The sequence below is a fragment of the Nocardia sp. Tas62D01 genome (assembly GCF_055232035.1).
On the sequence record NZ_JBUYUZ010000001.1, the window covers coordinates 3,360,706 to 3,376,197 of the forward strand.

Genomic DNA, 15,492 nt, shown 5'->3' on the forward strand with positions numbered 1-15,492 from the left:
GGTACCGTTCTCCGGGCGTCCATCGACGCCGCCGCTATCAACGGTGTCGGGGCCTTAGCTCAATTGGCAGAGCACTGCCTTTGCAAGGCAGGGGTTAGGGGTTCGATTCCCCTAGGCTCCACTGAGATAGTCCCAGGTCAAGGCTATAATTGACTGGGAGTTGGCTACTGGGAGTTGGCTTCAGGTCCACACCAGCGGTCCACATGTGAAGATGAGCGACTCGGCGAGTAGCCCTCCGGAGGATTGCATGCCGAGACCGCGTCCACGCACTCGCAAGGATGGATCGGCGTGCTGGCAAGTGTGTTTCCGCGTGTCGGCGGTGCTGGGTGCTACGGCCGGTAACGGCTGGCCCGTTCCTGGGTGAGATCGTAGAGCGGTTGCGGGCCTGGTGAGCTCGAGATCGGTGGACGACGTTGTGGCGAAGCTGTGCTCGATGTCGGCAGCCACCATCGACCGCCGACTGGCCGGTGATCGGAAACGGTTGCAGCTCGGGGGAAGAACACCGACCAAGCCGGGATCGCTGCTGAAGTCTCAGATCCCGATCCGCACCTGGGCCGAGTGGGACCAGGCGCGCCGGGGTTCGTGGAGATCGACCTGGTCGGCCACGAGGGTGGCGATACTGGTCGGTGGTGCGTCAGGCCGTGGCTATCACCGCTGCCATACCGAACCAGAGTTGTTGCTGCTCAACGAGATCTACGCGACACTGCGGCCGCAGATCCACTTCTTCGCACCCACCGGAAACTCATCTCCAGTAGTTCGCCGCACTGCCCACAGGTGGCAAGTTTATGGCGTTCATGTAATCTACTGCCCGGTAACGTACACAAAGTTCGGTAGGCGACCTCGGGTCGATCGCCAAGATGTAAGGGACAACAGCATTGGGTCAGCCGACGAGGCTGGTCGTCCGCGCCGCGACGCGAGACGACATTCCCGGGATAGTGCAGGTGCTCGGCAGCGCCTTCGCCTATGGCGACCCGGTCGACGAGTTCATCTTCCCCTCTGATGACGTCCGGCTTCGGCGGGCGCCACGCATGATGCGGATCATGCTCCTGTACCGGTTCTTGCCGGTCGGCGGTGCCGAGGTGGCCACTCTCGACGGCCGAGTCGTGGGCGCGTTGCTGTGGTATCCGGTCGGTTACCGGAAGAACGCCTGGCGCGAATTCGTCTCGGGGCTGCGGCTCTTGTGGGTGATGGGTACCGCCGTTACCCGAGGGATGGCAGTGGACGCCGCCTTCGAGCGCGTAGCGCCCGAGGAATCACATTTGTTCGGCGTCTATCTCGGTAGTGATCCCCAGGTGCAGCGCTCCGGCGTCGGCCGCGCACTCGTCGGCTCGCTCATGAAAAAGGCCGACACCCAATCGGTTCCGCTCTTTTTGATGTGTAAAGACGGGAATATCGATTATTACCGAGCGTTCGGCTGCGAGGTCGTCGGGCGCACGGTGCTCGGGAGCGACGGTCCCGAGCTCAACGTGATGGCAAAAGTGCCGGCACGAGCCGACGCGTAACCGGACATTCCGGCGCGGTTCGACGAATCCATTCCTCGGGGGGGGAACCCCAGTGTTAGTGAGTTCGACCGAGGAGTCGTAGTGTCCGACATTGCAATTATCGGTATCGGCTGCCGCTATGCCGGCGGTATCGATTCTCCCGAATCCTTCTGGGAGTTCGTGGTGGGCAAGCGCGACGGCGTGGTGGAGATACCCGCCAGCCGCTGGGACTACCGCCGCTTCTACGACCCGGACAGGCGTACCCCCGGCCGGATGTATACCAAGCGCGCGGCTTTCATGACCGGCGACCCGTGGGCCTTCGACCCCGACTTCTTCGGTATCTCGCCGCGTGAGGCGGCGGCGATGGATCCGCAGCAGCGCCTCATCCTCGAGGTTTCCTGGGAGGCATTCGACGACGCCGGCATCGCAGGGCAGATCACGGGTGCGCCGCTGGGCGTCTACGTCGGTGCATTCACTATCGATCAGCTGGGTGTCTCCGTGGGCGGCCCGGCATTGCCGTTCGTCGACATGCATACCGCGGCCGGCGCGTCGTACACGATGATCTCGAACCGGATCGCGTACGCGCTCAACCTCCTCGGTCCCGCGATCACCGTCGACACCGCGTGCTCCTCGTCGCTGGTCGCGCTGCATCTGGCGCGCCAGGCGATCGACAACGGTGACTGCGAGGTCGCCATTGCGGGCGGTGTGACGGTGCTGGCCGAGCCGGAGCTGTTCGTCTCCATGTGCAAAGGCGGCTTCCTCGCCGCCGACGGCCGCAGCAAGCCGTTCGACGCCGCCGCCGACGGTTACGGCCGTGGTGAGGGTGCCGGCATGGTTGTCCTCAAGAAGCTGGCCGATGCCGAACGCGATGGCGACCGGATCTACGCGGTGATCAAGGCGACCGGCTCCAATCAGGACGGGCGGACCACCGCCATCACCGTGCCCAACGCGGATTCGCAGGAGGCCCTGGCGAAGACGGTCACCCGCCGTGCGGGTATTGCGCCCCACGAGGTCAACTACGTGGAGGCGCACGGCACCGGCACTCCGGTGGGAGACCCGTTGGAGCTGCAGGCGATCGGCCGCGCCTACGGCGCCGTCGAGGGCCGCATCGCGCCGCTGGGGGTGGGTTCGGTGAAGGCCCAGCTCGGTCACACCGAGGCCGCCTCTGGAATCGCAAGTGTCATCAAGTCGGCGCTGGCGGTGTCCAAACGGACCATCGCTCCGCAGGGCTGGCTGGACACCCCGAATCCGGATATTCCGTTCGAGGATCTGGGTCTTCGGTTGCAGCTCGAGGCCGAGCATGTCGGAATCGAAGTCGAACGAATGACCATCGCGGTCAACGGATTCGGCTACGGCGGCACCAATGCGCATGCGATCCTGCAAGAGCACCGCGCCCCGGAGACAGGGGAGCGGGAGCCGAAACACTTCGGCGTGCTGCCGATTTCGGCGCGCAGCGAGGAGGCCGTGCGTGACCTTGCCCGCGGCTTCGCCGAGCGCATCGCAGATGGCGCCGACCCAGGCCGCTTGGCCGAGGCGGCGTGGACCCGGCGTAATCACCATCTGTGCCGCGCCGGGATCACCTTCGGTGATGACAGCGAATTGGTGCGCCGACTGGTCGAATTCGCCGGTGGCGAGGGCCGGATCAGCCGGGCTGTCTCGCGCAAGGTCCCCGAGCCGGTCTTCGTGTTCACCGGTATGGGTCCGCAGTGGTGGGCGATGGGTCGCGACCTGCTGCAGGCAGGCGGCACCTTCACGGAAGAGGCCGCGCGCATCGACACGGTATTCCAGGAAATCTCCGGCTGGTCGATCGTTGCGGAATTGCTGCGTCCGGAAGAGGAGTCTCGCGTCACTACCACTGCGGTGGCACAGCCCGCGAACTTCCTTGTGCAGGTAGCGCTTTTCGCGATGCTGCAGGAGCTGGGCATCAAACCCGCCGCAGTCCTCGGCCACAGTGTCGGTGAAGTGTCGGCCGCCTATGTAGCCGGGATGCTGTCACTGCACGACGCTCTGCTGGTGAGCTACCACCGCGCCCGGCTGCAGGCCACCACCGCCGGTTCCGGCGGCATGCTCGCCGTCGGCCTGGCGCTCGCCGACGCGCAGGAACTCATCGCGGGTGACGCCCGGGTGGACGTCGCCGCGATCAACAGCCCGTCCGCGGTAACCCTGGCCGGTGAGGTCGCCCGGTTGGACGAGATCGCCGAATCCCTCACGGAACGAGGAATTTTCGCCCGGCACCTGCAGGTCGAGGTGCCCTACCACAGCTATTTGATGGATCCGATCCTGGACGAGCTGCGCACTGTTCTCGCCGATCTGGACTTGTCGGAGCCGCGAATCCCGCTGTACTCCACAGTGACCGGTGATCGCGTCACCGGAGCGGACTGGAATGCCGAGTACTGGTGTGGGAATGTGCGCCAGGCAGTGCGCTTCGCCGATGCGATCACCGAACTCGTCCGCGATGGCAGCCGCGTCTTCGTGGAGGTAGGCCCGCATCCGGTGCTGGGCACCAACATTCGCGAAATACTGATCGCCGCAGGCGAAACCGGCACCACCGTCGCCACCCTCAATCGCAAGCAGCAAGACGCCGAGAGCATCCGGCAGACCGTCGCCGGGCTGTACACGGCGGGCGTGCTCGAAATCGACGCGCTCTTCGCCGATCTGCCCACGCCGACCCGGCAAATCGAGCTGCCGGTCTACCCGTGGCAGCGCACCCACCTGCGCAACGATCTCCCGGCGTATCAGCGCAAGCGGCACGGAACCCCGGATGCGTATCCGATGCTGGGCGACCAGAATCCGGACGACAAGTCGACCTGGCAGCTTCAGTTGGGCATCGAATCGCTGCCGTGGCTGGCCGATCACGTGGTCGGCGGATCCCGGATCTTGCCCGGCGCAGCATATGTGGATGCGGCACTCAGCGCAGCGGTGCTGCGGACCGGGTCCGCGCGGGTGGCAGTCGAGGACCTGCGCTTCGTCGCACCGCTGGTCATCGATGAGGGCGAGACGCCCATCATGGAATTCGATCTGGAGGAGTCGACCCGGCGATTCACCATCCGCTCCCGCACTCTGGCTGGTTCGGTCTGGACGATCAATGCCGTCGGACGGCTCGTGGAAGGTGTCTACGAACCGACCAAGGTCGATGTGCCCGAGGTCGATTCGATGCTCGAGATCGACCCCGCCGACTTCTACGCCGGGCTCGCGGCCCGTGGGCTCGATTACGGGCCCACGTTCCGCCGTGCGACCTCGGTCCGAATCTCCGGGTCCACGGTCGTCAGCACCCTGGATGGCACCATCGCTCGCCAGGGGCGGCATCCTGCACACCCGGCGGTCGTCGACGCCGCGTTGCAGAGTGTGGCCGCCATGCTCGAGGGCGCCGGCGGTACGCAGGACGGTGCTATGGTCCCGGTCGCTGTTGGTGCGGTGCGGTTGCTCGCGCCGTTGCCCGAAGAGGTCACCGTGGTGGCCCGCCTCGACACCACCGATGAGCCGACGGCCGATATCGATCTGCTCGACGCCGATCACAACACGTGCCTGCAGATCATCGGAATGAAGTTCGGTTCGATCGCACCGAGACCCGGTGCAATGCAGCGCATGATCGACTTCTTCTACGAAGACCGCTGGGTGATGCGCGATCCCATCGATCGCGGTGCGCTGCCGCCGACGGACGGATTGTTCACCTTGGTGGTCGCGATGGACTTCGCCGCCACCGCGCGCGCCGAGCAGATCGCCCGCATCGCTGCCCGATCCGAGTTGCTCGTCACAGGTGATCCGTCTCGCGAGGATCTGGAATCCGTACTGGACGAACGACTTCGGGCGGTCCGCACGATCCCGGGCATAGACCGGCTGCACCTAGTGGTGGTCGCCGGCTCGAGTTACGACGATATGGACAACCTCTGGACCCTGCGCCGGATCGCGCTGACCGCCGAGCAGTTCCTCGATCCGACCGCCGAGCAGTTCCTCGATTCCTGGCTGCAAGAGCAAGGCGCCGAGAAGCCGGTCCTGGGCGACGGCACCTATTACGCCTCTGTCGTGACCGAGCACGCTTCGACTCACCCCGAGGGCAGCGCTGCGCCGAATCCCAGCCATGCCGCGCTGGCCGGTGCCCGGCGTGCGCTGCTCAACGAGCAGCCTCGGTTGCGGTGGCGGCTGATCGATGTCGAGGCCGAGGTCGCCGACGCGGATCTCGGTGCGGAACTGGACGTTCCGGGTGCCTTCACTCACGACCATGTCGACGAGGTGTTCCTGCACAACGGTTCGCGCTGGACCACCGTGGTGAGCCGGACGTTGCAGAACCGCCTGGACGTACTGGACGAAGCCGAACCGCTGACCGATCCGGAAGCCGACTTCCGGCTGGAACTGCCCAAGACCAAGACCTTCTCGCGACTGGGCTGGCGCCGGGGCGACCGGCGTGAGCCTGGCCCCGGCGAGGTCGAGGTGCGAATGAAGGCTGTCGGCCTCAATTACAAGGACTCGCTACGGGTCATCGGCCTGCTCGGCGAGCGCGAACTCGGCGACACCTTCTTCGGCACCGTCCCGGGCATGGAGGGCTCTGGCACCATCGTCCGCATCGGCCCGGGTGTCACCGGAGTCGAGATCGGCGACAACGTCAACTTGGCCTGCAAGGGGATGATCGGCCGATTCAACACCCTCAGCACAGATCTGGTCTGGCGGGTCAGCTCCGGCTTCGAACCCGGTGGGTGCAGCAGTTCGACCTCGTTCACCGCCGCCGAATACGCGCTGCTGGAGTTGGCCCGGCTACAGCCGGGGGAGACCGTTCTGGTACACGGCGCAGCCGGCGGTGTCGGCTCGGCGGCCGTGCAGATCGCGAAACTCCATGGCGCACAGGTGATCGGCACGGCCAGCACGGGCGAGCGCCGGGCCTATGTCCTGGAGGATCAAGGTGCGGACTACGCGTTGCACTCGCGATCGCTGAACTTCGTCGACGACGTCCTCGAGCTCACCGACGGTCGCGGCGCGGATGTGGTGATCAGCTCGGCGCCTGGCGAGATCCTGGTCCAGAACTTCAAGGCGGTCGCGGAATTCGGGCGCATCGTCGAGGTCGGTAAGGCCGACATCTACTTCGGCGGCGTACTGGAGCTGCGTCACTTCGACAAGAACGTGGCGTACTTCTCGTTCGACCTCGACCGCATGATGAAGGTGCGCCAGCAGCAGGTCTTCGATTTCGTCCGTAAGGTCAACGGCAAACTTGACGACGGCACCTACCGGCCGCTGCCCTTCGAGTTGTTCGGCACCGCCGACGTCGCCCATGCCTTCGAGGAGGTCGCGCGATCCACTCGGATCGGCCGTGTCGCGCTGCGGCTCGACGAGGAGGCACCGCTGGTGCGTCCGCAGATCCCCGATGTCGTGATCGATCCCGACGCGCAGTATCTGATCACCGGTGGTTTCGGTGGGTTCGGCCTGGCGATCGGCCGCTGGCTGGTCGGCAAGGGAGCCCGGCGCCTGACTCTGCTCGGGCGCGGCGGCGCTACCACCGAGCAGGCCCGGCAGCAGTTGGTCGTCTGGGAGCAGCAGGATGTCGAGATCACCACGGAACTGGTCGATGTGACCGATGCGGAGGCGGTCACCGCGGTGATCGTGCGGGCACATTCGCCCGAGCATCCGCTGAAAGGTATTTTCCACACCGCAGGTGCCGTGGACGACAAGCGAATCGGTGTGATGGATCGCGCCAGCCTGGCCAAGGTGTTCGGGCCGAAGCTCAATGGCGCGCGGGCCTTGCGGGCGGGTGTCGCCGCGGCCGGTGCGCAGCTCGACCAGTTTGTCCTGTTCTCTTCGGGCAGCGCCATTTTCGGTGGTATCGGTCACTACTCCTACACCGCGGCGAACATCGCGGTGAACGCTTACGCGGAAGCTCTTGCTCGTGAGGGGATCAACGCGCTGGCGGTCGGCTGGGGCCATATGACCGGCGCCGGTATGGCGGCAGCCGACGAGAATCTCGCCCGCTACTTGGTCAACACCGGTTTCGACACGATCGAAATGGACGAGGGGCCGCAATATCTGGAGGAGGCACTCCGGCTCGGAGTCACCCGGGTCGACATCTTCCCGATCAACTGGACCCGGGTCGCCGCCACGGGGCCGCAGCTGGCCCTGACCGGCCGGATCGAGGCCATGATCGCGGCGGCGGCGCAGAACGATTCCGCCGCAACCCGATTGCGGGCCGAACTCGCCGCTCTCGATGAAGCCAAGCGCAGCGAGGTGGTCGCGCACATGCTCGCCGAGCAGCTGGCGTCGGTGATGGGTGTGTCCGCCGAATCGATCGACCTGACTGTGCCGTTGCCTGAACTGGGGCTGGACTCGCTGATGGCCGTGGAATTCGGCTCGCTGGTCACGCAAACCCTTGGTGTCGAGCTGATCTCGCTGAAGCTCGGGCGTTCGTTCAGCCTGGAGCAAGCAGGTGCCAAGGCCGCGGAGGCGATCGTCGAGGGTGCCGGATCGATCGGAATGCCACCCGCACCGGCCGAGGTGCCGGTGGTGACGGCGGAGGTGTCGGCATGACCGAGTCGGCACGTGACCTTGCACGAAAGCTGCTGGCGGGAAACAACTCCGGGGAATCTGCGGCAGCATCGACGGCGACGCTGAGGATACCGGTCCGGCCTGCGGCACCGTCCCGCCCCCGTCGTGGGCCGGGGCGGCAGTTCGCCGATCACCCGGACGTGGCGGCGGCCGTGCAGAAGCGGGCGATGATCTCCGCACTGTACGAGCAGGGCCCACTGGTGAATCCGTTGTTCCTGCCCCGAACCGGGCCGAACGACACGGTGATCCATGCTTCGGACCCGAAACTGGCGAACGCCGAGCTGGTCAACTTCAGCGCCTACAACTACCTGGGACTGGCCAACCATCCCCGGGTGATCGCCGGGGCCAAGCAGGCACTTGATCAGTACGGTGCGTCGGCGTCGGCCAGTCGCATCGTGGCCGGTGAGATCCCGCTCTACCAGGAGTTGGAACGCCGCCTGGCGGATATTTACGGCGTCGGCGACGCGATGGTGACCACCAGCGGCTACCTTACCAACGCCGGAGTCATCGGATTCCTCCTGAATGATGGCGATGTCGCGATCTGCGACTCACTCATCCACGGCAGCGTCATCTCCGGTGTCCAGTGGTCCGGCGCCCGGCGAATCAGCTTCCGCCACAACGACCCCGAATCGCTGCGGTCGGTGCTGCGCACCTCGCGTAGTGGATTCGACCGGGGCCTAGTGGTGCTCGAGGGCCACTACAGCATGGACGGCACCGTCGGCCGCATCGACGAATTGGCCGCCATCGCACGGGAATACGACTGCGCGGTCATGGTCGACGAGGCGCATTCCTTTGCGGTGTTCGGCGAGCACGGCCACGGCATCCGCGAGCACTACGGCATGCCCGGCGAAGCCGTCGACATCTGGATGGCCACGCTGTCCAAGGCACTGGGCAGCTGCGGCGGATTCGTCGCGGCCGACGCCGATCTCGTCGGCGCGATGAAGTCGTCGGCCCCCGGCGTCGCGATGCTGACCGGCGGCCCTGCACCGTCTGCCATCGGCGCGGCCCTGGCGGCCTTGGATGTGCTGGAGGAGGAACCCGACCGGCTGACCCGGCTATGGGCCAATGCCCGGCAGTTCCACGCGGCGCTGACCGACCGCGGCGTGAATCTCGGTGTCTCCCAAGGTACACCCATCGTCCCGGTCATCGTCCCAGGCGAGATCCGCGCCAGCTACGTCTCTTCGACCCTGCTCCAGAACGGCATTTACGCCGGCATGATCGCGTCCCCCGCAGTCCCCGCAGGCCAGGAACGCCTCCGCTTTTTCATCACGTCGGAACATACGGAGGAGCAGCTGACGAAAACCGTAGATCTACTGGTTGTGACGATCGCACAGACGGAAAAGATCCCCGACTCGACCGTCGAGAGTTAGTCGGAACCCACGAGAAGGTTGCCATCATTCTCGTTGCCCGTCTGCAGAACCGAACCGTGACCTGCCCCAACCAGGTGAGCGTCCCGATCCGTCCCGGCGCTGATGGTGGTGGCGCGGCTTCATTCGGAAAGGTTTGCGCCGGTTGCCCGTTGGCCGCCCAATGCACCGGCTCCAGCAAAGGCCACAACGTGACCATCGGCCCCCACGAGGCTCGACTCACCCGTGCCCGCGTCACCCGAACCGACCGGCCTGGCGGACCGAATACACAGCGACCCGCCGAAAGTGGAACGCAAGATCGGCCACCTCATGCGACGTCAACACGGTGGACGCCGCGCCCGCGTGATCGGCCTCGACAAGGTCGCCGCCGATTTCTCCCTGCTCGCCGCCGCGACCAACCTCGCCCGCCTCGCCGTGCCCGGTATCAACAGCGGACCCGGCCGGACCTGGACCACGGCCACCGCCTGATCCCGCCACGACAACCCACCCAGGGCCCCACCTGCCCCGTCGAACCCCTCCCACGCACGCAACGACCGATCCCGAAAGACAGGCGACCGCCCGCCACCGCCAGCTGCGATGGCGGCCCCACCGCCACGACCTGAGCACACAACGAGCCCGTTCGACACCAGCCACCTGATATGTAGGCCAAGAGGCATGGGGAAGCGGCGTCCAGGACCGTCGTCGTGGACGCCGCTTCGTTTGCCGGATCGGTCCGGCCCCAGCCTAGCTAGGAGTTGCGGGCATCGGTGTCTGGAGCGTGGTCGTGTGAGCCGGAGTGGTCCGTACGCCATTGTCGCGATGTAGCCACCTTCGTCGTGCGGCTGGCGATTCCTGTCTGAACCTCGAGTAGAGAACTGACGCCCGTTTCATGTTTGTCGGAGCCCCAGCGGTGGGCTTGCCAGCGGGTTGCACGTGCACCGTCATCCACGCCTGATCTGTTCGGGAGGCGGCTCTGAAGCAGGCAGGCTGCACGGGGAGCGGCTCATCCTCCTTCCCTTATTGACAGTGACGTTAGATTCATGTTCCATGTGACCATGGTTACAAAGGCCGTCGCGACGGCTCAGGCGAGTACCTCCCATGGGGTGCCGCGACTCACTACCAAGGGGACGCGATGAGCTTGCCCACTGTCGCCATCGAGTACTTCAAGCACCTCACCGCGGGCCACTTCGCAGAAGCCTCGCGCTGCTTCTCCGAAGACGCCTTCTACTCCCACCCCGCCTATGACCCGGACCTCACCGGCCCCACGTCGCGCCGCATGGAGGCATCGGGCCGGGAGGCCATCGAGCGCCTCTTCGAGGCACGTGGTCCTCGCGCCTGGACCCACGAGTCCCGCTTCGACACGGTCGGTGACCGGTTCTACGTGGAGGGCTGGGTCACCGAGGAGTCGGGCGCTGAACTGCTGTCGTACCTCGCCGTCGGACTCGTCGGCACGGACGGGCTCATCGCCAGATACGTCGCCTATGACTCCCGCCCGCCGGTCGGTCGCGAAGGAGGAGTGGGGTGATCCAGTTCCTCGTCACGACCCTGTCCAACGCCGCGATCTACGCGCTGGTCGCGGTCTCGCTCAACGTGGTCTACCGCTCGAGCGGCATCCTCAACTTCGGCGCCGGCTACATGGCGGCGATCGTGGGCATCTTCTACGTCAACGAGATGTCGCCCGACGTCGTCGGCATCGTCGTCACGATGCTGGTCGCGGTGCTGCTCAGCCTGGTGGCGTACTTCGCGTCGACCTGGTGGGGCCAGCGCACCAAGCTCGACCACGTCGCGCTGTCGCTCGCGCTGCTCGGCTTCGGTATGGTCCTGGACTTCGTCGCCGGGCGGGTCTGGGCCACCGAAGGCTACTCGGCCGGCCCCATGATCGACGGCACGATCACCATCGGTGACACCACCTTCGCCACCGAGCGGGTCCTCGCGGTCGTGTTGGCGGCGGTCTTCATCGCAGGCGTCCTCGTCTTCGTCGACCGGACCATGGCCGGCAACGCACTGGAGGCGACGGCGGCCGACAGCGAGCTGGCCGGGATGTACGGCGTCCGCACCGGTGTCGTGGCCTGCGTCGCGTGGGCGCTGGCCGGAGGCGCGATCGGGCTGGCCGGAATCCTGCAGAGTTCGATCTCGGCCGTCTCGATGGGCAACGCGCTCCCGCTCGTCATCTACGGCATCGCCGCGGCCGTGGTGGGTGGTCTCGGCAGCATCAGAAACGCGGTCGTGGGCGCCCTGGTGGTCGCCGGCGTGCAGGCCGCCTTCACCCAGTTTGTCAGCCCTCGCTACTCGGTGAGCATGGTCTTCGTGCTCCTCTTCCTGGTCCTGGCACTGCGACCGGCGGGGCTGTTCGCCAACGCCCGCACTGCGGAAAGGGTCTGACGCCGATGTCCAGTGCCTTCTCGATGCCCCGTGCTTGGTGGCAGACGCTCGTGGCCCCGGTCGTCCTCGTGCTCATCGGTCTGTGCGTGCAGGGTGACGGCTTCTACGTCTACCTGGCCATCACCGCGGCGACGGCGTTCATCCTGACCGTCAGCTTCAACCTGATCTACGGCTACGCCGGGGTCTTCTCGCTCGCGCACATCGCCGTCTACGGCATCGGCGCCTACGCAGCCGTGTTGCTCGAGATGAAGGCCGGACTCCCGTTCCTGGTGGCCACGCTGCTCGCGATGTTGATCTGCGCGGTCGTCTCCATCTTGGTGTGGCTGCCCACCCGCCACCTGCGGGACCTGTTCCTCGCCATCGCCACGCTCGGCCTCGCCGTCACCGTGCAGGAGCTCATGCTCAAGTGGACCTCGCTGACCGGAGGCGCCGAGGGACTGCTCGGCATCCCCTACGCCACGGCGTTCGGGAGCGACCTGCCCGCCAACTCGATGGCCTACTACTGGTTGGCCGCCGTGGCCGCGATCCTGGCCTGGGAGGTCTCCGCGCGGCTCACATCGTCGGGCATGGGCCGCAAGTTCATCGCCCACCGCGAGTCCCCGGTCGCGCTGGCCGCGGTCGGCGTCTCCCCCGGTCGGGTGCGTCTCGTGGCGTTCGTGGTCTCCGGCATGCTCGCCGGCCTCGCGGGATCGCTGTTCGCCCACCAGGCGCTGCTCGTGGCCTCGGAGTCCTTCGGCCTGCCCCGGCTGATCCTGCTCATCCTGGCGGTGCTGATCGGTGGCGCCGGCACGCAGCTGGGACCGGTCGTGGGTGTGGCGGCCCTCGTCTTCATCGACGAGGCGGGCGCCGCGAGCTCGGGCTACAACACACTGATCCTCGGCGTCGCCATCTTGGTGCTGCTCGGGTATTGGCAGGGCGGTGTCTCCCGACTGCTGGACCTGACGGTGGGGCGCTGGCTGCGGCGTCGTCCGCCGGAGATCAAGCCTTCCCGGGTCTCCTTCCCGGTGGTCGAGAACACCGAGGTGCTGCGGATCGAGGGCATCGGCGTGGAGTTCGGCGGGGTGCACGCGCTCGACTCCGTCTCGCTCGAGGTCCGGCCCGGTCACGTCCTGGGTCTGATCGGGCCGAACGGTGCAGGCAAGACCACCCTGGTCAACTGCGTGACCGGTCACGTCGTCCCGACCGCGGGCCGGGTGGTGATGGGCTCCGAGCGGCTCGACGGTCGTCGTCCGGAGAAGGTGGCCGGGCTGGGCGTGGTACGCACCTTCCAGACGGCGAAGCTGCTGACCGAGATCTCGGTCGTGGGTAACGTGGCACTCGGCTTCGCCTCCAGCGCCCGCGCTACCGTCCTCGGCGAGGTCCTGGACTCGCCGGCGGCGCGGGCGGACACGCGCCACAGCCTCGAGGAGTCGGTCGGCTTGCTGCGCGCCCTCGGCGTGGACACCGACCTCTGGGAGCCGGTCGGAGCGCAGCCGTACTCCACCCAGAAGCTGGTCGAGATCGCCCGCGCCCTGGCGGGCTCCCCGTCCTTTCTGCTGCTCGACGAGCCCGGAGCCGGTCTCAACGAGCACGAGTGCGCGACCCTCTCCGACATCATCCGCAGGCTCGCCCAGTCCGGGATCGGGATCCTGCTCATCGACCACAACGTCTCCTTCGTTTCTTCGGTCGCGGACCACGTTCACGTGCTGGACGGTGGCCAGACCCTGGCTGCCGGAGCCCCCCGCGAGGTCTTCGACCGGCCTGAGGTCGTCGCGGCGTACTTCGGAGGTGGTGAGTGATGTCGTTCCTCGAGGTGCGCGGACTCCGGGCGGGGTACGGCGTAGCTACCGACGTGCTGCACGAGATCGACATCGACGTCCCGCAGGGGGCGGCGATCGGCGTGATCGGCGCCAACGGTGCAGGCAAGAGCTCCCTGCTCAGGGTGCTCGCAGGCCTGCAGCCGGCGCGTGGCGGGACCGTGCGGCTCGACGGGAACGAACTCCCGAGCGAGAGCGCCGCGGCAAGGCTGCGCCGCGGGGTCGTCCTGCTTCCCGAGGGCCACCGCGTGATCCGCAAGCTGACGGTCGAGGAGAACCTCCGCCTAGCCGCGATCTCCACCTGGCCGCGCGGCGTCAAGACCCGGCTGGCGGCCACGCTGCCGACCGTCTACGAGCTCTTCCCGAAACTGCACGAGCGACGCAAGCAGCTGGCAGGACTGCTGTCGGGAGGTGAGCAGCAGATGGTGAGCATCGGCCGGGCCCTGGTGTCCCAGCCGAGGCTCCTGCTGCTCGACGAGCCCTCGCTGGGGCTCGCCCCGGTCGTGATCGACCGGATATACGAGTCGCTCGGCCAGCTCAAGCAGACGGGCCTGTCGATGCTGCTCGTCGAGCAGGACTACGCCCGGCTCAACAGGTTGTGTGACCAGATGCACGTGCTCCGTCTCGGGACCGTGACGCTCTCCGCACCGGGAGCGCTCACGGACGAAGGAGCTGTCCGTGCCGCCTACTTCGGTCATGAGGAAGCGGCCAGTTCCACCGACATGAAACCTCCAAAGGAGTAGGTCAATGAACAAGAAGCTGGTGGCTGCCCTGGCAGCTGCATCCATGGTCGCCCTGTCGGCCTGTGGTTCCTCCGGCTCGGGCGGTGGTGGCGGTGACACCCTGAAGGTGGCGTTGATCATCCCCCTGACCGGAGCCTCGGCCAAGACAGCGAAGCAGATGGAGAACGCTGCCAACCTGGCCGTCGAGAAGATCAACAAGGGCGGCGGTGTCAACGGCAAGAACATCTCGCTCCAGGTGTACGACGACAAGCTGACCCCCGAGGACTCCACCAAGGAGTCGCAGCGAGCCATCACCCGTGACGGTGCCGTCGCCGTGGTCGGTGCCCAGAGCAGTGGCGAGGCGCTCGCGATCCGCGAGGTCGCGGAGCGCTCCAAGATCCCGTTCATCACGTCGTCCGCCACTGCCGAGTCCGTGACCAAGGACGCGACGTTCACCTACCGCATCGCGCCGTTGCTGACCGACTACGCCAACGGGGTCGTCGACACGGCCAAGGCGCTGAAGCTCACCAAGCCTGCGGTGCTCAACGACTCGGGCGCTGCGGGCCTGCTGCTCAAGAACCTGTTCGAGGCCCACGCCAAGGATGTCGGACTCTCCTTCGCCGGCGCCCCCATCGAGTTCCCGATCAACGGCACCGACGTGTCGGCGCAGGTGTCCAATGCCGCCGGGCTCAAGCCGGACGGTGTGCTCATCGGTGGCTCGGCCGGTAGCGACCACGGACTGGTGGCCAAGACCATGCTCGAGCAGGGACTCAACGTGCCGCTGGTGGGCTTCAGCCCGATTCTGGTCAGCGACGCCATCAAGATCGCGGGCAAGGCCTACAGCGACCTGCCCGGTGTCTACTCCCTGCAGAACCTCGACCAGAACAAGGCCTCCACGAAGGCGTTCATCGCGGCATACGAGGCGAAGTACGGCGCGGAGGATCTCACCGAGCAGCCGGCGCAGACCTACGACGCGCTGATGATCCTCGCCGCCGCCCTCGAGAAGACGAAGGGCAAGGGCGGCCAGTCGCTGGCCGACGCCCTCAACTCCATCGAGCCGTACGAGGGGGCCTCCGGCAAGGAGGGCGCGAAGATCCAGTTCACCAAGGACCGGCACGACGGGTTCAAAGGTGACTACCTCGTCACCTACAAGATGAACGGCGCGAAGGCCGAGCAGGTCGACCTCACCCACTGATGTGGACCGGGTGCTCCCGCATCAGCGTGGAGCACCCGGAACACC

At 66.6% G+C, this 15,492-nt stretch carries 9 protein-coding genes and 1 tRNA gene; all 10 read left to right on the plus strand.

What is annotated here, in order from left to right:
* Positions 1 to 48: 48 nt before the first annotated feature.
* The 10 genes from ACV7NQ_RS16360 to ACV7NQ_RS16405 all read left to right on the plus strand — a co-directional run bounded on the left by ACV7NQ_RS16360 (position 49) and on the right by ACV7NQ_RS16405 (position 15,447).
* Positions 49 to 121, plus strand: a tRNA-Ala gene (locus ACV7NQ_RS16360).
* Between the two features lie 820 nt (positions 122 to 941).
* On the plus strand, positions 942 to 1,502 hold the full coding sequence (locus ACV7NQ_RS16365) for a GNAT family N-acetyltransferase (protein WP_463360452.1): 561 nt from the start codon (positions 942 to 944) through the stop codon (positions 1,500 to 1,502).
* Positions 1,503 to 1,583: 81 nt separating this feature from the next.
* A complete protein-coding gene (locus ACV7NQ_RS16370; protein WP_463360453.1) occupies positions 1,584 to 7,988 on the plus strand; it encodes a type I polyketide synthase in 6,405 nt (2,134 codons plus the stop codon).
* Entirely contained in the window at positions 7,985 to 9,376 is a 1,392-nt protein-coding gene (locus ACV7NQ_RS16375) for an aminotransferase class I/II-fold pyridoxal phosphate-dependent enzyme (RefSeq protein WP_463360454.1), read from the plus strand. The genes ACV7NQ_RS16370 and ACV7NQ_RS16375 overlap by 4 nt, the downstream gene beginning before the upstream one ends.
* 222 nt (positions 9,377 to 9,598) lie before the next feature.
* Positions 9,599 to 9,841, plus strand: a complete 243-nt coding sequence (locus ACV7NQ_RS16380; protein WP_463360455.1) for a transposase — start codon at positions 9,599 to 9,601, stop codon at positions 9,839 to 9,841.
* Positions 9,842 to 10,484: 643 nt separating this feature from the next.
* Positions 10,485 to 10,877 carry a hypothetical protein gene (locus ACV7NQ_RS16385; RefSeq protein ID WP_463360456.1) on the plus strand — a complete coding sequence of 131 codons (393 nt, stop codon included), beginning with the start codon at positions 10,485 to 10,487 and terminating at the stop codon, positions 10,875 to 10,877.
* Positions 10,874 to 11,734 carry a branched-chain amino acid ABC transporter permease gene (locus tag ACV7NQ_RS16390; protein ID WP_463360457.1) on the plus strand — a complete coding sequence of 287 codons (861 nt, stop codon included), beginning with the start codon at positions 10,874 to 10,876 and terminating at the stop codon, positions 11,732 to 11,734. Before ACV7NQ_RS16385 ends, ACV7NQ_RS16390 begins: the two co-directional genes overlap by 4 nt.
* Before the next feature lie 5 nt (positions 11,735 to 11,739).
* Positions 11,740 to 13,512 carry a branched-chain amino acid ABC transporter ATP-binding protein/permease gene (locus ACV7NQ_RS16395; RefSeq protein ID WP_463360458.1) on the plus strand — a complete coding sequence of 591 codons (1,773 nt, stop codon included), beginning with the start codon at positions 11,740 to 11,742 and terminating at the stop codon, positions 13,510 to 13,512.
* Positions 13,512 to 14,273, plus strand: a complete 762-nt coding sequence (locus ACV7NQ_RS16400) for an ABC transporter ATP-binding protein (protein WP_463360459.1) — start codon at positions 13,512 to 13,514, stop codon at positions 14,271 to 14,273. Before ACV7NQ_RS16395 ends, ACV7NQ_RS16400 begins: the two co-directional genes overlap by 1 nt.
* A gap of 4 nt (positions 14,274 to 14,277) precedes the next feature.
* A complete protein-coding gene (locus ACV7NQ_RS16405; protein ID WP_463360460.1) occupies positions 14,278 to 15,447 on the plus strand; it encodes an ABC transporter substrate-binding protein in 1,170 nt (389 codons plus the stop codon).
* Positions 15,448 to 15,492: the final 45 nt, after the last annotated feature.

Excerpts from the sequence above, each read along its gene's own strand:
- ACV7NQ_RS16375 (WP_463360454.1), top strand. The coding sequence starts at position 7,985 with ATGACCGAGTCGGCACGTGACCTTGCACGAAAGCTGCTGGCGGGAAAC.
- ACV7NQ_RS16385 (WP_463360456.1), top strand. The coding sequence starts at position 10,485 with ATGAGCTTGCCCACTGTCGCCATCGAGTACTTCAAGCACCTCACCGCG.
- ACV7NQ_RS16395 (WP_463360458.1), top strand. The coding sequence starts at position 11,740 with ATGTCCAGTGCCTTCTCGATGCCCCGTGCTTGGTGGCAGACGCTCGTG.
- ACV7NQ_RS16400 (WP_463360459.1), top strand. The coding sequence starts at position 13,512 with ATGTCGTTCCTCGAGGTGCGCGGACTCCGGGCGGGGTACGGCGTAGCT.
- ACV7NQ_RS16405 (WP_463360460.1), top strand. The coding sequence starts at position 14,278 with ATGAACAAGAAGCTGGTGGCTGCCCTGGCAGCTGCATCCATGGTCGCC.